The following is a 23,857-nucleotide window of genomic DNA, read 5'->3' as shown; positions in this document are numbered from 1 at the left end:
GAGGCTTTTTTAATGGCGTGGATCCACCCGGCGATCAACGCACCAGACACGGCCTTTTCGGATCAAACTTCCAGTCCGGCACCAGGAACTGCATGCCCTGCGCATCATCACGCGCACCGAGGCCCATGCCTTTGTAGAGTTCGTGGGCCTTCATCACCTGATCCATATCCAGCTCAACGCCCAGACCCGGTTGTTCCGGCACCCGCACTTTGCCGCCTTTGATCTGCAACGGCTCTTTGGTCAGGCGCTGATTGCCTTCCTGCCAGATCCAGTGCGTGTCGATGGCCGTGATCTTGCCCGGTGCCGCAGCCGCCACCTGGGTAAACATCGCCAGCGAGATATCAAAATGATTGTTGGAATGCGAGCCCCAGGTCAGACCCCATTCGTGACACATTTGTGCCACGCGCACTGACCCCTGCATGGTCCAGAAATGCGGATCCGCCAGCGGGATATCCACCGATTTCAGCTGAATGGTATGCCCCATCTGACGCCAGTCGGTGGCGATCATATTCGTCGCCGTCGGCAGGCCGGTCGCCTGACGGAATTCCGCCATCACTTCACGCCCGGAGAAGCCCTGCTCTGCGCCGCACGGATCTTCGGCATACGCCAGCACACCGCGCAGTTGTTTACCGAGCGCGATGGCTTCATTCAGCGACCAGGCACCGTTCGGATCGAGCGTGATCCGCGCCTGCGGGAAGCGTTGCGCCAGCGCCGTCACGGCTTCCGCTTCTTCGCTGCCCGCCAGCACGCCGCCTTTGAGTTTGAAATCATTGAAGCCATATTTTTCGTACGCGGCTTCCGCCAGCCGCACTACCGCTGCGGGTGTCAGCGCTTCTTCGTGGCGCAGGCGATACCAGTCGCAGCTGTCGCCCGGCTGGCTCTGATAGCCCAGCGACGTTTTATTGCGGTCACCGACGTAGAACAGATAACCGAGCATCTCGACTTCATCACGCTGCTGACCGTCGCCGAGCAACGACGCCACGGTCACGCCCAGATGCTTGCCGAGCAGGTCCAGCATCGCCGCTTCAATGGCGGTGACCACGTGGATAGTGGTACGCAAATCAAAAGTCTGTAGTCCACGACCGGAGGCATCGCGATCGGCGAATTTCTCCCGCACCGCAGTCATCACGTTTTTGTATTCGCCCAGCGTTTTGCCGATCACCAGCAGCGCGGCATCGTCCAGCGTCTGGCGGATTTTCTCGCCGCCCGGCACTTCTCCGACGCCGGTGTTGCCGCTGCTGTCTTTGAGGATCAGGATGTTACGGGTGAAAAACGGCGCGTGCGCACCGCTGAGGTTAAGCAACATGCTGTCGTGCCCGGCCACCGGGATGACCTGCATGGAGACAATTTTAGGTGCAGATGAAGAGGTCATGCTTACTCCTTAGTGAATTCAGATTCCGTTAACCGCGCCCCATTGCCGGGCGCTTACGATCGAATGTCCAGCCGGGGATCAGATACTGCATCGCGGCAGCATCGTTGCGCGCCCCGGTCGGCAGCGTCTTGTGCAACGCGTGGGCGCGATGGATCTGATCCATGTCGATCTCCACGCCCAGCCCCGGTTTTTCCGGCACTTTGATTTTTCCGTTGACGATCTGCAGCGGCTCTTTGGTCAGGCGCTGATTGCCTTCCTGCCAGATCCAGTGCGTATCGATGGCCGTAGGTTTACCCGGTGCAGCAGCACCGACGTGGGTAAACATCGCCAGAGAAATGTCGAAATGATTGTTGGAATGGCAGCCCCAGGTCAGGCCCCAGTCGTCACACAGCTGGGCGACGCGCACCGCACCGTGCATGGTCCAGAAATGCGGATCCGCCAGCGGAATATCCACCGACTGCAACATCACCGCGTGCTGCATCTCACGCCAGTTGGTGGCGATCATATTGGTGGCGACCGGCAAACCGGTGGCGCGGCGGAACTCCGCCATCACTTCGCGCCCCGAGAAGCCTTGCTCCGCGCCGCACGGATCTTCCGCATAGCTGAGGATCCCGTGCAGGTCTTTGCATAAATCAATGGCTTCATCCAGCAGCCACGCCCCGTTGGGATCAACGGTGATACGTGCATCCGGAAAACGTTTTGCCAGCGCTTTAACCGCGTCGATCTCCTGCTCGCCCGGCAGCACGCCGCCTTTGAGTTTGAAATCCTTAAAGCCATAACGATCCTGCGCCGCCTCGGCCAGCCGCACCACCGCCCCGCTGCTCATCGCTTCCTGATGGCGCAGGTGATACCAGTCGTGGCTGCCGCGTTCTCCTTCCTGATACGGCAAATCGGTTTTCTGACGGTCGCCGATATAGAACAGGTAACCGAGCACCGTCACTTCATCACGCTGTTTGCCCGGCCCGAGGAGTTCGCACACCGGCACGCCGAGAAACTTGCCCATCAGATCCAGCAGGGCCGCTTCCAGCGCGGCAACGGCGTTGACCCGCAGCTCAAACGTCCAGGCACCTTTTCCGAAAGAATCAAAATCCGACGACTGATTGCCGGTGTGAATCTGATGCACCAGGCGGTTCATCCGCGCCACTTCCTGGCCTTTGACCTGGGAAACCGCCTCCATCAGCGTGTTGTAAATCACTTCGCCGCCCGGCGCTTCCCCCACGCCGGTGTTCCCGGCGCTGTCTTTGAGGATCACGATATTGCGGGTGAAGTAAGCGCCATGTGCGCCACCGATATTCATCAACATACTGTCGTGCCCTGCCACAGGGATCACCTGCATGTCAGTGATGATCGGCGAGGATTGCGTATTCATCATGTGTCTCCTTATCTGTGCCGGGGATCAGAACGGGCGTAGCTGGATGCGTTCGATTTTGCCGACAATAAATACATAGCTCACCACCGCCAGCAGTGCGTGGATCCCGACGTAAATCAAGGCGCCGTTGAAGGATCCTGTCGTGCCGATGATGTAACCGATAGCGATTGGCGTCACGATGCCGGAAACGTTGCCGAACATGTTGAACAGCCCGCCGCTCAGCCCGCTGATCTCTTTCGGTGCGGTGTCAGCCATTACCGCCCAGCCCAGTGCACCCAGACCTTTGCCGAAGAAGGCGAAGGCCATAATGCCAACCACCATCCACTCGGTATCGACGTAGTTACAGGCAATCATCGACATCGACAGCAGCATGCCAACCACAATCGGCACTTTGCGCGACAGCGTCAGGTTGCTGGTTCTGCGCATCAGCCAGTCGGAAATGATCCCGCCGAGCACTCCGCCGAGGAAACCACAGATCGCCGGAACCGACGCCACCATGCCGGCTTTGAGGATCGACATGCCGCGCGCCTGCACCAGATATACCGGGAACCAGGTGATGAAGAAGTAGGTCAGCGCGTTGATGCAATACTGGCCGATGTAGATGCCAATCATCATGCGCGACTTCATTAATTGCTTAATCTGGAAGAGTTTTTCGCCTTTGACGGCGGCTTTTTTAGTGGTTTTCTGATCCATGTTGATCAGCGCGCCACCGGCTTCCATGTAATCGAGCTCGGCCTGGTTGACGCCCGGATGATCTTTCGGATCGTGGATCACTTTCAGCCAGATAAAACTCAGGATGATCCCAAGCCCACCCATAAAGAAGAACACGTGTGACCAGCCCACTTCGTGGGTCAGCCAGCCCATGATTGGCGCGAAAATGACGGTGGCAAAATACTGTGCGGAGTTAAAAATCGAGACGGCAGTGCCGCGTTCCTGCGCCGGAAACCAGGCGGCAACGATGCGGCTGTTGCCTGGAAAAGACGGCGCTTCTGCCAGCCCTACCAGGAAACGTAAAGCGAACAGGGAAACCACAATGCCAAAGCCGCTGAATACATCGACAAAGCCCTGCAGTAAGGTAAATAAAGACCAAATAAAAATACTGTAGAAATAAACTTTCTTGGAACCAAATTTATCCAGCAACCATCCGCCGGGTATTTGCCCAATAACATAGGCCCAGGAAAATGCAGAGAAAATATAGCCCATGCCGACGGAATCCAGGCCAATATCTTTCGCCATTGCCGAACCGGCAATAGATAATGTCGCACGGTCGCCGTAATTAAATGAGGTGACAATAAATAACATCACCACTATCCAGTAGCGCGCATTCGTTCTTTTTTTTACGGCACTGGCTGATGAAACGATTGTTTCCATGGTGTTCTCCGGAATTAATGACAATGCCTCGACCCGAAGGGCAAGCCATTCCTCCGCACGACAGAACTGTAGGGTTCAGAGAGGAAGGAACGTTGCCAGTATAAGAACAACCCGTGACCAACTCATTAGGCAAAATGCCAGGCATCAGCGCATATTTGCATTTATCTTGAGGCGAATGCCCAGAGCCATGCGAGTTGTTTCACAAAAAATGAAACGGCTGTGATGAGCATCACACCGATAAAAAAAGCGAAAATATACACCATCCTGAAAATACCCTCAGGGAGAATACTTTCAGAACGGAATAATATTCAAATCTGATCATTATCTAATTGCAGCGCCACATACAGCAGGAGACGGTCGTCGAAATTTCCTAAATCTAATCCGGTTAATTCCGAGATGCGGTTGAGGCGATATTCCAGTGTATTACGGTGAATATATAACGCTTTCGACGTGGCTGTCGGCTGGACGTTATTATGGAACCACGACGCCAGGGTGCGCCGGAGTAAACCGTTGCTGTCGGTGGCTTTTAAACGCGCCAGCGGACGCACCAGTTCGTCGGCCTGCCAGCCGCCGCGCAGGCTGTCGAGCAGCACGGGTAAGATCAGATCCTGATAGAAGTAACAACGCTGTTCCGGCATCCGCTGTTTGCCGACCGTCATGGTGGTGCGCGCTGTGCGGTATGAACGCGCGATGCTGCCGGGGCCGGTGAAGAAGTTGCCGAGAGAAATACGCACACGCAGGCGCCCGGTTTCGGTCATGCGGGACAACAGGTGATCGATGCGCTGGCGATGACCGTCCGGATCCCAGCGATCATAGCTGTTGAGCGCCGGTTTCAGCACCACCATTTCGGTCAGGGACACGATCGCAATCAGGTTGTCGCGCTCCGGCGTGGTCAGCAAGGTTTGCAGCTGTTGCAGTTCGGCCATCGCCGAATCCACGCCCAGCTGTCCGCTGTCCACTTCAACCACCGCCGCCACGCGCGGACGGTTCAAATCAATACCAAGACGCTGTGCCCACTCTTTCAATGCCGGAGAAAGTTCGTCCACCCGGATAAGATTAAGCACCAGCTCTTCGCGCAAGCGGCTGTCCTGCGCCAGCATGTGCAGCAAACGCGCCTGTTCGAGCATCATTTCGGCAGTCATGCACACCAGTTCACCGTACTGACGCAGCTGTAACGGGTTACCGGTCAGGCCGATCACACCGACAATCTGGCCGTCGATGCGCAGGGGTAAGTTGATGCCCGGACGCACTCCGTGCAAATGCCGTGCGACGCCTTCATCAATATCGACAATGCGTTCCTGTGAAATGGCCAGCAAAGCACCTTCGTGCAATTCGCCAAGACGCTGATCGTCGCCGCTGCCAATGATTTTTCCACGGCCATCCATGACATTCACATTACTATCAATAATTTGCATCGTGCGGGCAACAATTTGCTGCGCCAGTTTTGCATCGAGATGATACGCCGACATGGGGTTCCTGCCTTGGCTGTTCTTGTTAGTTTGACCAGCATACTCAGTCGCCGTCAGCCAGACATTATGCAAATGCCCAAAGAGCAGGAGAACCCGTTGAAGTTGCGGGGAAAGTCACAGTTTTATGCACCTGCACAGAGACGCGCAGGAACGAAGATGAGAAGCGGGGGCAAAGCAGGAATAAAAAAGGCACGCCGGAGCGTGCCTTATCATTTCACGGAGGAAGGATTATTGGGCTAACAGGTAAATTGAGGTGTCACCACGTAAGATATCCAGCGCCAGCACCGAAGGTTTGGTGTCGAGGATTTTACGCAGTTCGCCCAGATTAGCGACTTTCTGCTGGTTAACACCGAGGATCACATCGCCTTTTTTCAGGCCGATACGCGCCGCGGTGGAACCGGCTTTCACTTCGTCCACTTTCACGCCTTTCTTATCGGCAGCGGCATTGTTACTCAGCTCAGCGCCTTCAATACCGGTATAGATATTGCCGGATTCGACTTTCGCGGTCTGCGTGCTTTGCTCAATGGTCACATCGACGTTCACCGGTTTACCGTCGCGCAGCAGGCCGAGGGTCACTTTGGTGCCGATTGGCATCGTGCCGATATCCGCACGGAACGACGCAAAGCTGCTGATCGGTTTACCGTTCATGCTCAGGATCACGTCACCGGCTTTGATGCCCGCTTTTTCTGCCGCAGACTTCGGCATGACCTGGCTGATGAACGCGCCGCGCTGTGCGTCAACTTTCATCGCTTTCGCCAGCTCGGAGTTCAGCTCAGTCCCCATGATGCCGAGTTCGCCACGTTTCACCTGGCCGTATTCGATCATCTGTTTGGACAAGTTCTGCACCATGTTACTTGGGATCGCAAAACCGATACCGATGTTGCCGCCGTCCGGCGCCAGGATCGCAGTGTTCAGACCGATCAGTTCGCCGTTAAGGTTAACCAGCGCGCCGCCGGAGTTACCACGGTTGATCGCCGCATCCGTCTGGATAAAGTTCTCGTAGTTTTCGATGTTCAGACCAGAACGGCCCAGCGCAGAAACGATGCCGGACGTGACGGTTTCACCCAGACCATACGGGTTACCGATGGCCACGGTGTAATCACCGACGCGCAACTGACCGGAGTCAGCCATTTTAATGGCGGTCAGGTTTTTAGCATCCTGCAGCTGAATAACCGCGATGTCAGAACGTGGATCTTTGCCGATCACTTTGGCATCAAATTTACGGCCATCGTTCAGCTGAACGCTGATTTTGGTGGCGTTATCAACCACGTGGTTGTTGGTCACGACATAGCCTTTAGCGGCATCAATGATGACGCCGGAACCCAGAGCGCGGAAATCTTCTTTCTGCTCAGGCGCTTGCTGCTGGCCTTCCTGACCGCCACCCTGACAAACAGGTGAACCCTGGAACGGCGAGCCGTCCTGGCACAGCGGCGAGTTCTGACCAAAGAATTGCTGGAACTGCTGGCCCATACGCGGCGTCTTGGACGGGGCGCTGCCTTCAACGTTCACGCTCACCACGGAGGGCATGACTTTTTCCAGCATAGGCGCCAGGCTTGGAAGCTGCGACGTGCTGGAAGAGGCTGTTTCAGCAGCCAGTGCAGAAGAAACCGGGGCCATTGCCATACCGATACTTAACGCTAATGCGCTCAGGAATAAACTCGATTTTTTCATTTTCAGGATCTCTTAAAATTATTGTGGCAACCAAAATAGTTGCATTGCTTGGTAGTCGTGATACTGAGATGTAATTAATAGCGCGAAGTTCATCAGGGTCGATCGGTTAATAGTAAAAAAGTATTGTGGATATTTACAAAAGATGGTTTTTCAGACAGATTCGTAAAGAAGAATAAAGAAGTCTTCCTTTTTGATGTGAATGATAATTACTCTGCGGCCATCAGGCGGCGATATTCATCATACGCATAGAGATCGGTCATCCCGCTGATATAATCCTGTAACATTCTTGCCCGGTAATAAAACTCCAGCGCCGCAAACACTTTCTCCGGTTTGCCTTCCAGCCCCACCACTGCATTGGTATAGGCTAAACGATGCTTGGCCGATATCTTATGCAAAAGCCGGGTTTCAATCGGGTAAGCACGGTGCGTATCTTCCTGATCCAGCTGAGTAAAGTCTTTCAAAGACATATCGAGAAGCGGGCTGTAAATATCCAGCAAACCGCTGATGACCCGGTAACCCTGTAATTCCAGCTCTTCCACTTCCGGGTGATTGAATACCTGTTTGAAGGCCACGCGTTTATAAATTTCCAGCAAGCGATTTGCCTGACTGTCATCTTCCAGCAGCGCATGGTTAAAGGTGCCTTCATAAATTTCCTGCACGTTTTCAATGAATCTTCGCGCCGCGTGTGGCACCAGTTGTTTCACCGTTTGTACCCGAAGTTCCATAAAGAAATAATCCACCGGATTACGGAACGTTTTGGCTTTATCCATTTTTTCATAGGCGGTGCGCACCACTTTATCGAAGAAATCGCCCTTTTCGATCTCCCCCCATTCGCGACAAAGATAGGCGTACAACTGTTCGACGCTGAAAATGTTCTTTTCAACCGCATCTTCTAAGTCGGCGATGCAATAGGAGATGTCATCTGCCGCTTCCATGATGTACGTCAGCGGGAAACGATTGAACTCGCCCAGCCCCAGCTCGCTGCGCAGACGCTGGATAAACGGCTCTTCCGCCAGATAAAAACCGGGCTTTTTCATCAGATAATCATGCGAAGGCAATTTTTCAGTGGAATAGGCCGGGCGGGTGTATTTCAGGATGCAGGCGGTCTGGCTGTAGGTCAGGTTGAGTTTAAGCAGGGTATACACCAGACGGATCGCCTGGGCGTTGCCTTCAAAATTGGAAAGATCGTAGCGGATTTTACTGCGCAGTTCATTGAGCGGTTCGGCGCTCTTTTCCAGACGCAGACAGCCGATAGTGCAGGCATCCGTCAGCTGAAATTCTTTGCCGCAGCTGGCGGTATCCATGCGTTTGCCAAACCAGTTATTGATCGCCGATTCACCAAAATGCCCGAAAGGCGGATTGCCAATGTCATGCATCAGACAGGCCATTTCGACGACACTTTCAAAAGGATCGGTAACCTCCGTCAGCCCGTAGGTGTCCAGCTTTCCTTGCTTGCGCAGACGGTGCAGCACATCTTTGGCGATGTGACGGCCTACCTGCTGAACTTCGAGAGAATGGGTCAGGCGGCTGCGGACGGCAGCGTTTTTCTCCAGCGGAAAAACCTGGGTTTTTTGCTGTAAACGGCGGATCGCGGCGGAGTTGATAATACGGCCACGATCGCTTTCAAACTGACGCACGACATCGTACTCATCCCGCGCCTCAATGGGCGAGCTGAAAGGACGCTGAAAATTGAATTTCGCTTTAAAATCGATCCCGGACATACTTTTCCACCCTTTCAGCCACTCACGCGCCCGGCAGACGCGGAACCCGCATCCCAAACGCATTATCTCTTACCTTTAGCCATGATAGACTATCGCGCATTGTTTTCGGTATTAAAGCGTCAATTCCGCCTCTGCTGCGGCCCATTTCACCCACATCTGCGAGTATTCATATGAAAGTAGGCATCATCGGCGCTATGGAGCAGGAAGTGACTCTGCTGCGCGACAAAATCATTAACCGCAAGACTATCGAACGCGCGGGCTGCGAAATCTATACCGGCCAGTTACACGGCGTGGACGTTGCCCTGCTGAAATCCGGCATCGGGAAAGTGTCGGCGGCGATGGGTACCACGTTGCTGCTGGAGCATTGCCAGCCAGACGTCGTCATCAATACCGGTTCCGCCGGTGGCCTGGCGAACACCCTGAAAGTGGGCGATATCGTGGTGTCTGACGAAGTGCGTTATCACGACGCCGACGTGACCGCTTTCGGTTACGAACCCGGCCAGATGGCAGGCTGCCCGGCGGCGTTCAAGGCCGATCCGGCGCTGATCGAACTGGCTGAAACCTGTATCCGTCAGCTGGATCTGAACGCCGTGCGCGGTCTGGTGTGCAGCGGCGACGCATTCATCAACGGCGCCGCCCCGCTGGCCCGCATTCGCGCCACCTTCCCGAATGTGGCAGCCGTCGAAATGGAAGCCGCAGCCATCGGCCACGTGTGTCATCTGTTCGATACGCCATTTGTGGTGGTGCGTGCTATTTCTGATGTCGCCGACGGCGAATCGCACCTGAGCTTCGAAGAGTTTCTGGTCACCGCGGCGCAGCAATCCACCCTGATGGTGGATGCTATGCTCAAAACGCTGGCTGATTCACAAGAGTGATGATGCGCCGGTTCTGTCTGGTTCTGGGTTTTCTGATGCTGCCGTGGGTGGCCGCGGCGGCCCCGGCGCAACGGGTGATCACTCTGGCACCTAATTTGACAGAACTGGCGTTTGCCGCCGGTTTGGGCGATAAGCTTGTTGGCGTGAGTGCTTACTCCGACTACCCGCCGCAGGCTGCAAAGATTGAGCAGGTGGCGAACTGGCAGGGCATCAACGTTGAACGCATCGTGACGCTCAAACCTGATCTGGTGCTCGCCTGGCGCGGCGGCAATCCGCAACGACCGCTGGAGCAGCTGGCTTCGCTGGGTATCAACGTGGTGTATCTCGATCCGCAAAATGCAGCGCAGATTGCCCAGGCGCTGGAACAACTGGCGCCCTACAGTGCCGATCCCGCCACCGCGCAGCGCGCTGCCACGCATTTCCGTCAGCAATGGCAGGCGCTTAAGCTGAAATACCACCGCGTAAAACCGGTGCCGGCTTTTATTCAGTTCGGCACACAGCCGCTGTTTACCGCCTCATCGGCGACGATGCAAAGTGAAGTGCTGGAACTCTGTGGTGCCAAAAACATTTTCGCAGACAGCCGTGTCCCCTGGCCTCAGGTCAGCCGGGAGCAGGTGTTGAACCGCCATCCGCAGGTGATTGTGGTAGCGGGCGGTCCATCACAAAAGCAGGTTATTGAAGATTACTGGCGTTCCCTGCTCAGCGCACAGGTCATTACGCTGGATTCAGACTGGTTCAGCCGTGCAGGCCCGCGAATTTTACTGGCAGCACAACAGCTTTGTCCCCGGATTGCGGCCCTGCCTCAGAGGTGAATACTCACTAACAGTACAGTGACTTTCTTGCCCCTCGCCGCTATGGCACTTTTCCGAATCGTTGCTTTATTAACCAAAATCAATGAACCGCCACTTTTATCTGTTAGTATGTGCGTCGTCAAATCCTTCGTACGATGACTGCCTTCGCTTTAGATTATCTCTTTGTTATACAAACGAAATAATACAATAACGGTATCTGATACGACGACTCAGCGGCGACGCTCCCGGACGGAAACGTTTTGGATTAAAGACCGCAAAAATAAGACCGATAACCTTAATCAGCCACACTGATTTTATTGCTCTAAAAATTGAACGACACCAGCAGGAAACAGAAATGAAAGCTTTATTACTCAGTGCGTTACTCGCCCTGGGCCCGCTGGCGGCTGTCGCGGGCATGACAAGTGGCGAAATCCACATCAGTCTGACTATTTTACCTTTATGCCAGGTGAACGCAGCGCCTTCGGGCACTTCCGTGATCTGCGCCAACCGCAGCATGAGCCCGCCACATATCAGCGAAACGGTACTGGCAGCAGCGCCCGGCATCAAGGTGGATTCCACGCTGGTGACCGTCGAGTGGTAATCCTCTTGTAAGCACTTACTTACCTTAGTGCCTTTTCGGAGTGGAAATAAGCCCATTAAAAAAGCCCGTCTGCATACACAGACGGGCTTTTTTGACGCTGCTGAAACTCTCAGCCGCGCATCAGATGCTGAATGACGAACCGCAACCGCAGGTTGTCTTGGCATTCGGGTTGGTCACGATAAAACGTGAACCTTCCAGACCTTCGGTGTAATCCACCGAACCGCCCACCAGATATTGCAGGCTCATCGGGTCAACCACCAGCGCCACACCGGCTTTCTCGATGGTCATATCACCGTCGTTGATTTTATCGTCAAACGTAAAACCGTACTGGAATCCGCTGCAACCGCCGCCGGTGATGTAAACACGCAACTTCAGATTCGGATTTTCTTCATCAGAAATTAGGTTCTGCACCTTACGCGCCGCAGCCTCAGTAAACTGTAACGGCAACGCGGTTGTTTCATTCATTAACGCTTCACTCATCATTTCTCACTCCCAATCCGCATTTGTTCAGGCCGCCAGATTGACTGTCTGAATAATGAACTCATTATCTTATACCTGAGTTGATGCTTCAAGTATGGGCATTTTTCGCGGCGCTGTCCTGCTTATTGGTGCTCTCACCCACAGATTCTGCCTGCGCTTTTTCTGCATTTTCGCGTTCCTGCCTCTGTAAGGTGCGGGTCAGTATCGTTGAATACAAGGGCTTACCGCCCAAAAACTGTGCCAGCAGGGTCGCGCCCAGACAGGTGATGATCATGGGTAAAATCAGCTGATAGTTGTCGGTCATTTCCAGCACCAGCACGATGCCGGTCAGCGGCGCACGCACGCTGGCAGCAAACAGTGCGCCCATTCCGGCGATGGCGAAGGTCGCCGGTTGAATATCGTACTCAGGGAACCAGACCAGCGCGGCGGTACCAAATGCCGTACCCAGCAAGGTGCCGAGCGCTAACATCGGGGCAAATATGCCGCCCGGTGCACCTGAAGCAAAGCAAAGCACCGTGGTCACCACGCGGACAAAAAAGATAAACAGCAGCATCATCAGACCGTATTGCCCTGCCGCCGCCAGCGGGATCAGCGCAAAACCACCGCCCGCCGCTTCTGGCTGAACAAGCCCGATCAGGCCGCAGACGCCGCCGAGCACGCCGCCGATAATCAGGATCTTGCGCAGATTACCGCCGTGGATGCGGGCAAACATATCCTGTGTGCGGAAGATCAGCGCGTTAAAGCTGACGCCGACCACGCCAAAAACCATCCCCAGCACCAGAAACAGCCACAGGGTATTCAGCGAAGTATTCGCCAGTTTACCGACCTCTATCACGGCCGTATCACCGTTGAAAATCCGGAAAACGATGCTCGACATAATCACGCCGATAAACACCGCTTTTATAGAAATCAGGCTGTAGCGAAATTGCAGGCGCATCTCTTCGAGAATGAACAGGATACCGGCCAGCGGCGCGTTAAAGGCGGCTGAAAGCCCTGCCGCCGCCCCGGTAGCCAGCAGCGAGTGGCGGGCTTCGGCGCTGCGCAGCCTGAAAATATCCGCCATCATTTTGCCGACGTTTGCGCCCATCTGCACGGTCGGCCCTTCCCTGCCCAGCACCATGCCGGCGCTCAGCGTGCCTATACCACCAAAGAATTTCACCGGGATCACCCGCCACCAGCGCACCGGACGTAACTCTTCCAGCGCACCTTCGATTTCAGGAATGCCGGAGCCGCCCGCTTCAGGCGCGAAACGCCGGACCAGATAATAGCCGGACATCGCCAGCAGGCCTGACACCACAAAGGTCAGCGGCCACATTAAAATCCAGTAATCGCTGAAAATACTGAGGCCCGAAAGCCGCATGGCCATCACCCCGTTCACCGCTTTTTCGAAAGCCACGCCAAGCAGACCGGCGACGGTTCCCACCACAGCAGCAACAATCAGAATTGCGACCGGCGTTTTATCACGGCGCAGGAACATACGCAGCACTTCACTGCGTTTACGCGGGCCATGCGCAGAGGCTGGCTCAGGCATATCAGTATTTGATTCATTCATCGGATCAGGAGGAATACAGAAAAGGTAATGGAATATTTATGGATTAAATCATACAACATGGCCGCCTGACAGGACTCAGGACAAAATCCGCGACGGTTTACGGTTTGATAACCTCGCGCAGTTCACTAGAATGGGCGCATTGCTATCCCTTATGTCATACAGCATCAAGAAAACCAGGAGCCGAGTAATGAGTAAGTCAGAAAGTCTGTTCACGCAGGCGCAAGCGCTAATCCCGGGCGGTGTGAATTCGCCGGTACGTGCCTTCTCCGGCGTCGGCGGCGTCCCGCTATTCATCGAGCGCGCTGACGGTGCCTTTTTGTTTGATGCCGATGGTAAAGCTTACATCGACTACGTCGGTTCATGGGGTCCGATGGTGCTCGGCCACAATAACGCTGACATTCGCAATGCGGTGATTGAAGCGGCACAGCGCGGCCTGAGCTTTGGTGCGCCAACCGAGATGGAAGTGAAAATGGCCGAACTGGTTACCGGACTGGTGCCAAGTATGGACATGGTGCGCATGGTGAACTCCGGTACTGAAGCCACCATGAGCGCCATTCGTCTTGCCCGCGGCTTTACCCATCGCGATAAAATCATCAAATTCGAAGGCTGCTATCACGGCCACGCCGACTGCCTGCTGGTGAAAGCCGGTTCCGGCGCGCTGACCCTCGGCCAGCCAAATTCTCCGGGCGTACCGGCGGATTTCGCCAAACACACCCTGACGTGCACCTATAACGATTTGGATTCCGTACGCGCCGCTTTCGAACAGTTCCCGGACGATATCGCCTGTATCATTGTTGAGCCGGTAGCGGGCAACATGAACTGTATCCCGCCACTGCCGGCGTTCCTGCCGGGTCTGCGTGCACTCTGTGATGAATTCGGTGCGCTGCTGATCATCGACGAAGTGATGACCGGTTTCCGCGTCGCGCTCGGCGGTGCTCAGGAATATTACAATGTGGTGCCGGACCTGACCTGTCTGGGCAAAATCATCGGCGGCGGGATGCCGGTAGGCGCATTCGGTGGCCGCCGCGACGTGATGGACGCACTGGCACCGACCGGCCCGGTGTATCAGGCGGGGACGCTTTCCGGTAACCCGATTGCCATGGCGGCCGGTATTGCCTGCCTGACTCAGGTCGCACAACCGGGCGTGCATCAGACCCTGAATGAGCGCACCACCCAGCTGGCAGAAGGGTTACTGCATGCGGCGAAAGCGGAAAACATTCCGTTTGTGGTGAACCACGTCGGCGGCATGTTCGGCCTGTTCTTTACCGATGCAGACACCGTGACCTGCTATCAGGACGTGATGAAGTGCGACGTTGAGCGCTTCAAAAAGTTCTTCCACCTGATGCTGGAAGAAGGCGTTTATCTCGCACCTTCCGCCTTCGAAGCAGGCTTTATGTCGCTGGCGCACAGCGAAGAAGATATCCAGCGCACCGTCAGCGCGGCACGTCGCTGTTTCGCGAAGCTGTAAGATCCGCTCGCCCCTGTGCAGGGGAGACACTGAAATACACAGGGGCCTTCTGGCCCCTTTTTGTTGCATCCGTCCCGGCGTTATTTCGCCTGTTTTCTCAGCAGGTAGATAAAGTACGGCGCACCGATGAAGGTCGCGAGCAGCCCTGCCGGGATCTGGTTCGGGAACAGGAACATCCGGCCGCACCAGTCGGCGAACACCATCAGCAAGCCACCGAGAATACTGGCGACCATCCATTGCGGCATCGCCCGTCGAAAGCCCATCATGCGTGCCATGTGCGGTGCCATCAGCCCGATAAAACTCAGCGGCCCGACGGTCAGCGTGGCGGCGGCTGTCATGATTGCGGCCAGCATCAGGATCGCCATACGGCTTGGCGTCAGCGCCATTCCGACAGACTTCGCAGTCACACTGCCGAGCGGCAGAATATTGACCCAGCGGCGCAGGAACGGCACCAGCACCATCAGCACCGCAGCCAGCACCAGCGTTCGCCATGCGGTATCAGAAGTCACGGAATAGGTTGAACCGGAAATCCAGGTCAGCAGGCCACCCATACGCGGATCACCGCTGGCGAGTAACAGCGTCAGCAGCGTGCTGAACGCGGTGCTCAGCGCGATACCGGTCAGCAGCATCCGCTCGGCGGAGAAGCTGCGTAAACCGGAGGCGAGCATGATCACCAGCAGGGTGATCGCCGCACCGGCACTGCCCGCGGGCAGCAACCAGACAAAGGCATCACCGGGCACAATAAACATCATCAGCACCACACCAAATGCCGCACCGGAACTTATCCCCAGCACTTCGGGGCTGGCCATCGCGTTGCCGGTCAGTTTCTGAATCAGCACGCCTGATGACGCCAGCATAATTCCTGCCGCCAGCGCCGCCATCACCCGCGGCATACGCCACGGCAGCAGCGCCTGTAAATCTGCGCCCGTTGACCAGCTCCAGCCCGTGGCATTGCGCCCGGCCATCAGCGCGACGGCCAGCCCTGCCAGTAACACCAGCAGCGCAAGCGACACCCAGCGCACCAGATGCTGACGCTCATCGGGCACGTTGTCGCCCTGATCCATCGGTGGTGGCGTCATGCTGTTACGCAGCCGCGGCAACAGCCACAGCAGCAACGGCGCGCCGACCAGCGCGGTGGCTGCACCGGTCGGTATTTCCATCCAGTATTGTGTCAGCCACTGCATCACCTGATCGGTGAACCACAGCAGCAGCGCACCGATCACCGGCGCCATGACCAGCCGCGAAAACAGGCGACGTGCGCCGAGCATTTTCGCCAGCAACGGCGCAAATAAACCGATAAAACCAATCATGCCTACGGCGTTAACCAGCTGGGCGCTCATCAGGATCGCCAGCGCCAGCACCGCGAGGCGGGCAGCGGATAATCCCAGTCCGAGATTTTTTGCCACGCCGTCATCCAGCCCCAGTAAGGTCATCGGACGTTGCAACAGGAAGGCCAGCAGCCAGACGATGATCACGCGCGGCAACAGGAACGAAGCAATATTCCAGTCCTGCTGGTTCAGCGCCCCGCTGCTCCACATATACAAACTTTGCAGGCGCTGATAGTTGAACAGCCCCAGCAGGCCATTGACCGCACCGCAATACAAACCGAGCACCAGCCCGGCGAGGATCAGCGTCACCGGCGAAAGTCGTTTACCCCAGGCGATCCCGAAGACCAGCACGCCGATCACCACCGCGCCAAGCATGGCGGCGAACTGCTGGGTGATAAGGCCCCCCGGCAACGCCCACAGCGTGGCAATAGTCAGACCAAGCTGCGCACCGGCAGAAACACCGAGCGTCGCCGGTTCTGCCAGCGGATTGCGCAGAACCTGCTGAAACAGTAAACCGACCAGCCCCAGACCGGCACCAGCCAGCAGTGCGACGGCGATACGCGGCAGCGAGCTGTAATGGAACAGCATCTGCTGAACATCATCGATGTCCGGCTGCCACAACGCGCTGCGCCACTGGTGATAAGGCAGTTGCTGATGGAGGTTGTAAACGCTGAGCATACCTGCCGCCAGCGTCAGCAGAATCAAAAATATCAGCGAAACGCTGAGTGCGCGGCGGTTCATACCGGTTTCCCCAGAGTGCTGTTAAGAATGCGGCAAAAATGCATGGCGCTAAACGTCGCACCGTAAAACCAGACCGCGGGCACCACAGTGAACTGATTATTGCGAACGAACGGCATCGATTTCCACAAAGGCGTGGGTGCAACGGCGTCCATGATGTCGGCGCTGCCGTGATCAAAGCACAGCACGCGGGCATTTTTGATGGCCGCCAGACGTTCGATCCCGACAGACACGCTGCCCCAGAAGCTGCCTTCGCCCTGCCAGGCATTGGTCAGCCCGACCTCCTCCATCACTTCCTGGAACAGGCTTCCCTGGCCGAACACCAGCACATGGCGGGTGTCGATAAAGGTGATTAACAGCACCGGCTGAGCGGCGACCGGTTTCATCAGCTCGCGGGTTTTCGCCAGTTGCTGGTGATAGAGCTGCAAATGCTGTTCAGCGCGTTCCGGCAAACCGAGATAATCCGCCAGTTTGTGCAGGGAACGGATCGCCAGTTGCAGAGGTTTGGCGCTGCCGTCGTTGGCTTTCACATCTACCACCGGCGCGATGGATTCCAGCTGGCTGGTTTTCGGGCCGTAGCCCTGAGTCACCACAAGCAGAGACGGCTTAAGTTGCTGGATAAACTCCATATTGGGTTCAGTGCGCTGCCCCACGTCAATGACCGTCGGCGCCAGCTTTGGCTCTTCGACCCAGAGTTCATAATTGGGAATATCAGCAATCGCCATCGGCATGACACCGAGCGCAATCAGCAACTCGGCAGGCAGCCATTCCAGCGCGATAATTCGGCTGAGATCGGGTGTTGATGCAGAAAACGTCGGCATAGAAGCCAGCAGCGGGGATAACGCCAGCGCCTGTAAAATCCGGCGACGCGTTATTCCAGAAAAATTAGGAAAATCAGACATATCAGTATACGAAGCTCACAGGCGCACCGCCCGCCGGATGCGGAAGAATGCCCATCGGAATACCATAAATTTGTTCAAGGACGTCGCCGCGCATCATCTCTTCCGGTGCGCCCTGAGCGATCATCTCGCCGCCACGCAGCGCCATCAGTTGGTCGCAATAGCGCGCCGCCATGTTCAGATCGTGCAGAACCGCAATCACGGTTAAGCCTTTTTCGCGGCTCAGACGCTGGATCAGCGCCAGCACGTCTTTCTGATGGGCGATATCAAGTGCGGAGGTGGGTTCATCAAGCAGCAGACAGCGGCTGTCCTGCGCCACCATCATCGCCAGCCAGGCGCGCTGACGCTCGCCGCCGGAGAGGCTGTCCACCAGACGGTGCGCGAAAGGCTTCAGGCCCACCAGAGAGATCGCTTCTTCGACTTTTTCTTTGTCCTGATGTTTGAAACGCCCCAGCGCGCCGTGCCACGGGTAGCGGCCAATTGCCACCAGCTCCTGCACGGTCATGCCTTCTGCGGCGGGAAGTTGTTGTGGCAGATACGCCACCTGACGCGCAAAGGCTTTGCTGTCCCACTGAGCCAGCGGCGTGTCATTGAGGAAAATCGTGCCGGATGTCGCAGACTGATGCCGCCCCAGCATTTTTAACAACGTCGACTTACCCGAGCCGTTGTGACCAATCAGGCCACACACTTGTCCCTGGGGAAACGTCAGTGACAGCGGAGCCAGCAGTGTGCGTCCCGTGACAGAAAAACTGACATCTTGCAGGCGGAATACGCTTTCTGGCAGCGAGGAAGACGGAGGTACGTTGTGATTAAGCATAAGATTTTCTGCGTCGACATCTGGTTAAGAACAGGAAACGGGCACGACCAGCGTGCCCGGATTTCACAGCGTTAATGCAAACTAACGATTAAAATCTGAATGTCGCTGTGGCGACAACCTGGCGATCTGAACCCCAGTAACAGGCGTAATCGCGATAGCAACTGGCGACGTATTCACGATCCAGCAGGTTATTGACGTTCACGCCAACGGAAGAGCCCGGCAGGCCAAAGCGCGCGAGATCGTATTTGATCGTGGCATCCACCAGCGTGTAGGAAGACACATTAAAGGCTTCATTCGCTTTGTCTGCATTCACACCGTTTGCGGTGTAGAAGCTGGAGCTGGCACCGACGTAACGCACACCCGAACCGACTGTCAGGCCACTGAGCGCGGTTTCGTGGAAGGTGTAATCCGCCCACAGAGACGCCATATTTGCCGGGACTTCAACAGGACGCTTGCCTTCGAAATTGGTGTCGTGGGTGTATTTTGCATCGGTATAGGTATAAGACGCCGTGAGGTTAATGTTGGCGTTAACCGCGGCTTTGGCTTCCAGTTCCAGACCGCGGGAACGGATTTCACCAGACTGAACGCTGAAGTTAGCGTCAGACGGGTTGGCAGTCAGGTTTTTATCTTTGGTCAGCTGATACACCGCTGCCGTCAGGCTGATCGGACGATCGTTCGGGATGTATTTCACACCCGCTTCGTACTGTTTACCTATTGAAGGATCGAACGGCTGGCCTTGTTTGGTGGCGCCTGCGTTCGGTTCAAAGGATTCGCTGTAGCTGAAGTACGGAGAAATACCGTTGTCGAACAGATAGTTCAGACCACCACGCCAGGTAAACTGCTGATCGTTGATCTGCGAAGCGCTGTTGGTGGTGCGCGTAAAGGTTGAGCTTTTGGCGAAATCGTAACGGCCGCCAACAGTCAGGATCCACTTATTCCATTCCGCCTGATCCTGCATGTACAGGCCGGTTTGCTCCTGACGATTGAGGATCTCATACGGGAAGTACAATGAGACATTGCCGTTACCGTATTGCGGATTTGCCAGATTCAGATTACTTGCGCTGCCGTAATCCGCATCAATATCGTTACGCATACGCATGTAATCGACACCCATCAGCAGGGTGTGATCGACAGCGCCGGTGCCGAATTTAGCCTGAGCCTGGGTATCGACATCAAAGTTCGCCAGCTTCTCTTTGGACTGAACGTAGCTGCGCGTGATGTTGCCGTTACCGAGGTAGCCGAAGCCGTAAACTGATTTATATTGGGTATCGAGTTTGGTGTAGCGCAGATTCTGGCGAACCGTCCAGGTATCATCAAACTGATGTGCGAAGCTGTAACCGACCATTTTCTGGTTGCGTGACATACGGTTGCCCGCTTCACCTTCGTTGAAATCTGTCGGCAGTTTATGTGCTTTACCGTTGGCATCGTAGTACGGCACCACGGTGCCTTCACGTGGCAACCAGCCGTAATAACCGGCATCCGGATCGTTCTGGAAATTGCTCAGGAAGGTGAAGTCGGTTTTATCATCAGGGCGCCATGAGAAAGACGGCGCAATCGAATAGCGTTTTTCTTTCGCCATCTCCTGCTGCGTATCCTGACTGCGCGCCACGCCGGTCAGACGGTAGGAATACACACCCGCATCGTCGATGGCATCGCTGAAATCAAAACCGGTCTGGTACAGGTTATCCGTACCCATTTTGAACTGTACTTCTTTCAACGGTTCAGTGGTCGGACGCTTGCTGACCATGCTGACCACGCCGCCCGGATTGCTTTTACCGTAAAGAACGGAAGACGGCCCGCGCAGCAGTTCAACGCGCTCCAGCATGTACGGATCCATCGACACTTCAGAATAGTTGTCACCCTGAAGTTTGATGCCGTCGAGATACTGATTGGTGTTCACCGAGGTGAAACCACGGATTGCCATGGCATCGATGGTGTTAGAACTGCCACGGCTGGCGAAAACGCCCGGCGTGTAGCCCAGCGCTTCTTTTACCGAAGCAGGCTGTTTCATGTCCATTTCTTCACGGGTGACGACGGAAACTGACTGCGGAGTTTTCACCAGCGGCGTATCGGTTTTGGTGCCGGTCGCACTGTGTTTTGCTGCGATTGTCGCCGCAGGGCCCCACGCAGATTCCGGCGCGGCTTCGGCAGCGGCTGAACTGGTGACGTTGATCGTATCTTCTTTGGCGGGGGCCGTGACGGCTGCGCCTGCATAGAAAGACGTGGAGCTCAACGTTGCCGTGATAGTCAAAGCCAAAGTGCGACGTGTAAAGACGTCTTTAGATGAAGAAAGGGAGCGCTGAAAAGCCATTGCGTTATCTCTGGGATGTTTATTAATGGGAATGTAAACGATAATTATTATTATGAACATCGCATAATATGCGCAATGCTTGCGCATCTGCAAGCCTATTTAACTCATAGATTGACTGAATGAATAAAAATTATCCCCATGTTAAATATGGGTAAAAGTGCCTATAAATTAAACGGGAATGGATGTAACCAGCTTGCGGAGAATGTAAATCTGCGTGCGTGAATTTGGGTTAAGAATAACAAATAAAAAAGGCGCAACTCTCATTGCGCCTTTTCACTTTAATGAATCCGCTGTTTATCAGTTACCTGACCCGAACATATCCTTGATCCAGCCAGCGACACCATTACTGTCTTTCTTCTCATCCTGCTGCTGTTGAGGCTGCTGCCCCTGAGAGGAAGGTTGCTGTTGTTGCTGCTGCTGCTGCATCTGTTGTTGCTGCTGCTGAACAGCGCTCACAGACGCCTGACACATCGCATCCGGAGAATCGGTCCAGACCGGAATCGAGCGCACCGCGCCGCCGCCGCTCAGCATGCCTGAACCTGAACCACCGCCGCAAACAAAGTTACCGCTGCCGTCGATGTTCATGGTGCTGATGCCTTCCGGCATTTGCAGATTCAGTGGCTGTGGTGTGCCGTTTTCCAGATAACGTCCGTAAAGCACCAGCGCACCGGTTGAGCCCCACAGTTTCGACGGGCCGTTGTTATCACGGCCAACCCAGGTGATGGCGACCTGATTACCATCAATACCGGCGAACCAGCTGTCGCGCAGTTCGTTCGAGGTCCCGGTTTTCGCCGCCAGATGCAGTTTCGGGAATTTGTTCGCCAGCGCGCGCGATGTCCCTTCCTGCACAACCTGTTGCATGGCGTACAGCGTCAGATACGCGGCCTGCGCCGGGATCACCCGGACAGCCTGCGGGAAGCTCTGATACAGCACGGTGCCGTCTTCCGCAATCACCGAACGCACCGCCGACAGAGGCGCTTTATTACCGCCGCTGGCAATGGTCTGGTATTCCTGAGCCACTTCCATCGGCGTCAGGGCGATTGCCCCCAGCAACATCGACGGAGTCTGGTTCAGGGATTCTTTCGGAATGCCTAAATCAATCAGCGTCTTGGTAATGTTATCCAGGCCCACCGCCATACCCAGATTGACCGTCGGTACGTTCATGGAACGCGCCAGTGCATCCACCAGCAGAACCTGACCGCGGAACTGATGGTCATCGTTTTTCGGCGACCAGGTCTGGCCGTTCGCCAGTTTAAGGGTCAGCGGCTGGTCGGCCAGAATAGTGTTCAGGCGGTATTTATCCGGCTGAGACAGCGCGGTCAGATAGGTGGCCGGTTTTGCCAGAGAACCGACCTGACGGCGTGCCTGCATGGCACGGTTGAAACCGGCAAACTGCGTTTCCGCACCGCCCACCATGCCGCGCACTTCGCCGGTATAACGGTCAACGATCACCATGGCGGTTTCGATGTCATTCAGGCCGCTTTTCTTACGCAGTAACGGAATGCCTTCTTCGACCGCTTTTTCCGCCGCATCCTGTGAAATCGGATCCAGCGTGGTGAAGATTTTCACCCCGGACATATCCTGCACTTTATCGCCGAGTTTCGCCTGCAACTCCTGGCGCACCATCTGCATAAACGCCGGCTGAGGTGAAATCACCCCGCCCTTCGGCTGTACGCCGAGCGGACGCGCGCTGAGCATGTCATACAGTTCCTGATCGATAACTTTCTGATCGACCAGCAAGCGCAGCACCAGATTACGGCGCTGCAAGGCCATGTTCGGGTTACGCCACGGATTGTACAGCGACGCCCCTTTCACCATGCCGACCAGCAACGCCTGCTGATCCAGACTCAGTTCGTTCACCGGACGACCAAAGTAATACAGGCTCGCCAGTGGGAAACCACGGATCTGATCTGAACCACTCTGGCCGAGATACACTTCGTTGAGATACAGCTCGAGAATACGATCTTTACTGTAATCCGCATCCAGCAGCACGGCCATCACGGCTTCACGCGCTTTTCGGCTCAGTGAACGCTCGTTGGTCAGGAACAGGTTTTTCACCAGCTGCTGTGTCAGCGTTGAACCGCCCTGCACCGCATGACCGGCCGTCAGGTTCGCCAGCACCGCACGTCCGATGGAATAGAAGTTAATCCCGTCGTGTTCATAGAAGTGACGGTCTTCCGTGGCCAGCAGCGTATCCACCAGCAAATCCGGGAAGCCGGAACGCGGCACGAACAGGCGCTGTTCACCGTTGGCGTTAGAGGCCTGCAGCATGGTGATCAAACGCGGATCGAGGCGGAACAGCCCGAAATCACGCTGATTATCCAGGTTTTTAATTTCTGACAGGCTGTTGCCGTCGAACATCAGACGGGCGTTAACCTGCCCTTCTTTGCCTTCCGGGAAATCAAACGGCCGGCGCAGCATATCGATGTAATTCGCGTGAACGGTAAATTCGCCCGGACGGGTGATGCGCGTCACTTCGCGATATTGCGTGCCTTCCAGCAGCCCGACCATTTCCGCTTTACTGATCGACATGTCCGGCTCGAGATTCACCTGACGGCCATAGACCGCCGCCGGAAGTTGCCAGACTTTCCCGCCATCAATGCGGCTGTGAATTTCACGGTTGAGGTACACCGCGTAAATGCCCAGCAGAATGGCAAAAACGACGAAAAGTTTGACCATCAGCCAGAACAAACGACGCTTAAGGCTTTTTTTGCCGCCTTTTTTCGCTTTGCGCGGTGCTGCTTTACGGGTCATGCGCGACTCCCGCTCTTCTTCGTAGTCATCGTCATCCTCAACGTCTTCATCCACTTCTTCTTCATAGTCATCGTAATCGTCATCCCGACGGTTACGGCGGACAGGACGCTCCCGCGAAGGCTTGCGCCCGCCAGGTTTACCTTTGCGGCCAATCGGCTCGCGATCATCGCCAGACATCAGTCATTCTCCCAACGTGCTGCTGTGTTCGTCATAATGATTCTGCTTTGCTGAGTCATTGTCATTTTTAATTTCAAAAAACATTGTATTTCA

At 55.6% G+C, this 23,857-nt stretch carries 17 protein-coding genes; 4 read left to right on the top strand and 13 right to left on the bottom strand.

What is annotated here, in order from left to right; genetic code table 11:
• Nucleotides 1–34: 34 nt before the first annotated feature.
• From gudD to dgt, 6 genes are all read right to left on the bottom strand, one after another.
• On the bottom strand, nt 35–1,372 hold the full coding sequence (gene gudD, locus J1779_RS02910; RefSeq protein ID WP_183848640.1) for a glucarate dehydratase: 1,338 nt from the start codon (nt 1,370–1,372) through the stop codon (nt 35–37).
• Between the two features lie 28 nt (nt 1,373–1,400).
• Complete coding sequence (locus J1779_RS02905) at nt 1,401–2,744, bottom strand: glucarate dehydratase family protein (RefSeq protein ID WP_217202838.1); 1,344 nt, start codon at nt 2,742–2,744, stop codon at nt 1,401–1,403.
• Between the two features lie 24 nt (nt 2,745–2,768).
• Nucleotides 2,769–4,112 (bottom strand): MFS transporter, encoded by a 1,344-nt coding sequence (locus tag J1779_RS02900; protein ID WP_056774815.1) that lies wholly within the window; start codon nt 4,110–4,112, stop codon nt 2,769–2,771.
• A 308-nt stretch (nt 4,113–4,420) separates the two neighbouring features.
• Nucleotides 4,421–5,581 carry a CdaR family transcriptional regulator gene (locus J1779_RS02895; RefSeq protein ID WP_056774812.1) on the bottom strand — a complete coding sequence of 387 codons (1,161 nt, stop codon included), beginning with the start codon at nt 5,579–5,581 and terminating at the stop codon, nt 4,421–4,423.
• A 228-nt stretch (nt 5,582–5,809) separates the two neighbouring features.
• A complete protein-coding gene (gene degP, locus J1779_RS02890; protein ID WP_056774806.1) occupies nt 5,810–7,252 on the bottom strand; it encodes a serine endoprotease DegP in 1,443 nt (480 codons plus the stop codon).
• A gap of 206 nt (nt 7,253–7,458) precedes the next feature.
• A complete protein-coding gene (gene dgt, locus J1779_RS02885; RefSeq protein ID WP_056774931.1) occupies nt 7,459–8,973 on the bottom strand; it encodes a dGTPase in 1,515 nt (504 codons plus the stop codon).
• 170 nt (nt 8,974–9,143) lie between these two features.
• On the opposite strand from dgt, the gene mtnN reads away from it, so the two are divergent.
• The 3 genes from mtnN to J1779_RS02870 all read left to right on the top strand — a co-directional run bounded on the left by mtnN (nt 9,144) and on the right by J1779_RS02870 (nt 11,240).
• Nucleotides 9,144–9,848 carry a 5'-methylthioadenosine/S-adenosylhomocysteine nucleosidase gene (gene mtnN, locus J1779_RS02880; protein WP_217202837.1) on the top strand — a complete coding sequence of 235 codons (705 nt, stop codon included), beginning with the start codon at nt 9,144–9,146 and terminating at the stop codon, nt 9,846–9,848.
• Nucleotides 9,848–10,660 (top strand): vitamin B12 ABC transporter substrate-binding protein BtuF, encoded by an 813-nt coding sequence (gene btuF / locus J1779_RS02875; protein WP_217202836.1) that lies wholly within the window; start codon nt 9,848–9,850, stop codon nt 10,658–10,660. The genes mtnN and btuF overlap by 1 nt, the downstream gene beginning before the upstream one ends.
• Nucleotides 10,661–10,994: 334 nt before the next feature.
• Nucleotides 10,995–11,240 carry a hypothetical protein gene (locus J1779_RS02870; RefSeq protein ID WP_217202835.1) on the top strand — a complete coding sequence of 82 codons (246 nt, stop codon included), beginning with the start codon at nt 10,995–10,997 and terminating at the stop codon, nt 11,238–11,240.
• 120 nt (nt 11,241–11,360) lie between these two features.
• Here the strand turns inward: J1779_RS02870 and erpA are convergent, their stop codons facing one another.
• Entirely contained in the window at nt 11,361–11,705 is a 345-nt protein-coding gene (gene erpA, locus J1779_RS02865; RefSeq protein ID WP_056774928.1) for an iron-sulfur cluster insertion protein ErpA, read from the bottom strand.
• Nucleotides 11,706–11,808: 103 nt separating this feature from the next.
• Entirely contained in the window at nt 11,809–13,272 is a 1,464-nt protein-coding gene (gene clcA / locus J1779_RS02860; RefSeq protein ID WP_056774792.1) for a H(+)/Cl(-) exchange transporter ClcA, read from the bottom strand.
• A 187-nt stretch (nt 13,273–13,459) separates the two neighbouring features.
• Here clcA and hemL point away from each other — a divergent pair, with 187 nt between their 5' ends.
• Nucleotides 13,460–14,740 carry a glutamate-1-semialdehyde 2,1-aminomutase gene (hemL, locus tag J1779_RS02855; RefSeq protein WP_136377216.1) on the top strand — a complete coding sequence of 427 codons (1,281 nt, stop codon included), beginning with the start codon at nt 13,460–13,462 and terminating at the stop codon, nt 14,738–14,740.
• An 80-nt stretch (nt 14,741–14,820) separates the two neighbouring features.
• Here hemL and fhuB read toward each other — a convergent pair whose 3' ends face one another.
• From fhuB to mrcB, 5 genes are all read right to left on the bottom strand, one after another.
• Nucleotides 14,821–16,809, bottom strand: coding sequence for a Fe(3+)-hydroxamate ABC transporter permease FhuB (gene fhuB, locus J1779_RS02850; RefSeq protein ID WP_217202834.1), 1,989 nt, complete (start codon nt 16,807–16,809; stop codon nt 14,821–14,823).
• Nucleotides 16,806–17,708 (bottom strand): Fe(3+)-hydroxamate ABC transporter substrate-binding protein FhuD, encoded by a 903-nt coding sequence (gene fhuD / locus J1779_RS02845; RefSeq protein ID WP_217202833.1) that lies wholly within the window; start codon nt 17,706–17,708, stop codon nt 16,806–16,808. The genes fhuB and fhuD overlap by 4 nt, the downstream gene beginning before the upstream one ends.
• Nucleotide 17,709: 1 nt before the next feature.
• Entirely contained in the window at nt 17,710–18,522 is an 813-nt protein-coding gene (gene fhuC, locus J1779_RS02840) for a Fe3+-hydroxamate ABC transporter ATP-binding protein FhuC (protein ID WP_056774777.1), read from the bottom strand.
• 88 nt (nt 18,523–18,610) lie between these two features.
• The gene (gene fhuA, locus J1779_RS02835; protein ID WP_056774774.1) at nt 18,611–20,833 is read right to left on the bottom strand and encodes a ferrichrome porin FhuA; all 2,223 of its coding nucleotides are present in this window, start codon (nt 20,831–20,833) and stop codon (nt 18,611–18,613) included.
• A gap of 297 nt (nt 20,834–21,130) precedes the next feature.
• Nucleotides 21,131–23,764 carry a bifunctional glycosyl transferase/transpeptidase gene (gene mrcB, locus J1779_RS02830; protein ID WP_217202832.1) on the bottom strand — a complete coding sequence of 878 codons (2,634 nt, stop codon included), beginning with the start codon at nt 23,762–23,764 and terminating at the stop codon, nt 21,131–21,133.
• Between the last annotated feature and the right edge of the window lie 93 nt (nt 23,765–23,857).

The sequence above is a fragment of the Rahnella rivi genome (genome assembly GCF_019049655.1).
Lineage (GTDB): Bacteria > Pseudomonadota > Gammaproteobacteria > Enterobacterales > Enterobacteriaceae > Rahnella > Rahnella rivi.
The sequence above is the reverse complement of the archived record's forward strand: the minus strand, read 5'-3'. Positions and strand labels throughout refer to the sequence as shown.

What these genes read in the sequence shown, in the direction of transcription:
- gudD (WP_183848640.1), bottom strand. Translation starts at nt 1,372, where the DNA reads ATGACCTCTTCATCTGCACCTAAAATTGTCTCCATGCAGGTCATCCCG.
- J1779_RS02870 (WP_217202835.1), top strand. Translation starts at nt 10,995, where the DNA reads ATGAAAGCTTTATTACTCAGTGCGTTACTCGCCCTGGGCCCGCTGGCG.
- dgt (WP_056774931.1), bottom strand. Translation starts at nt 8,973, where the DNA reads ATGTCCGGGATCGATTTTAAAGCGAAATTCAATTTTCAGCGTCCTTTC.
- J1779_RS02900 (WP_056774815.1), bottom strand. Translation starts at nt 4,112, where the DNA reads ATGGAAACAATCGTTTCATCAGCCAGTGCCGTAAAAAAAAGAACGAAT.
- clcA (WP_056774792.1), bottom strand. Translation starts at nt 13,272, where the DNA reads ATGAATGAATCAAATACTGATATGCCTGAGCCAGCCTCTGCGCATGGC.
- mrcB (WP_217202832.1), bottom strand. Translation starts at nt 23,764, where the DNA reads ATGTCTGGCGATGATCGCGAGCCGATTGGCCGCAAAGGTAAACCTGGC.
- fhuC (WP_056774777.1), bottom strand. Translation starts at nt 18,522, where the DNA reads ATGCTTAATCACAACGTACCTCCGTCTTCCTCGCTGCCAGAAAGCGTA.
- J1779_RS02895 (WP_056774812.1), bottom strand. Translation starts at nt 5,581, where the DNA reads ATGTCGGCGTATCATCTCGATGCAAAACTGGCGCAGCAAATTGTTGCC.
- J1779_RS02905 (WP_217202838.1), bottom strand. Translation starts at nt 2,744, where the DNA reads ATGATGAATACGCAATCCTCGCCGATCATCACTGACATGCAGGTGATC.
- btuF (WP_217202836.1), top strand. Translation starts at nt 9,848, where the DNA reads ATGATGCGCCGGTTCTGTCTGGTTCTGGGTTTTCTGATGCTGCCGTGG.
- mtnN (WP_217202837.1), top strand. Translation starts at nt 9,144, where the DNA reads ATGAAAGTAGGCATCATCGGCGCTATGGAGCAGGAAGTGACTCTGCTG.
- fhuA (WP_056774774.1), bottom strand. Translation starts at nt 20,833, where the DNA reads ATGGCTTTTCAGCGCTCCCTTTCTTCATCTAAAGACGTCTTTACACGT.
- degP (WP_056774806.1), bottom strand. Translation starts at nt 7,252, where the DNA reads ATGAAAAAATCGAGTTTATTCCTGAGCGCATTAGCGTTAAGTATCGGT.
- fhuB (WP_217202834.1), bottom strand. Translation starts at nt 16,809, where the DNA reads ATGAACCGCCGCGCACTCAGCGTTTCGCTGATATTTTTGATTCTGCTG.
- hemL (WP_136377216.1), top strand. Translation starts at nt 13,460, where the DNA reads ATGAGTAAGTCAGAAAGTCTGTTCACGCAGGCGCAAGCGCTAATCCCG.
- erpA (WP_056774928.1), bottom strand. Translation starts at nt 11,705, where the DNA reads ATGAATGAAACAACCGCGTTGCCGTTACAGTTTACTGAGGCTGCGGCG.
- fhuD (WP_217202833.1), bottom strand. Translation starts at nt 17,708, where the DNA reads ATGTCTGATTTTCCTAATTTTTCTGGAATAACGCGTCGCCGGATTTTA.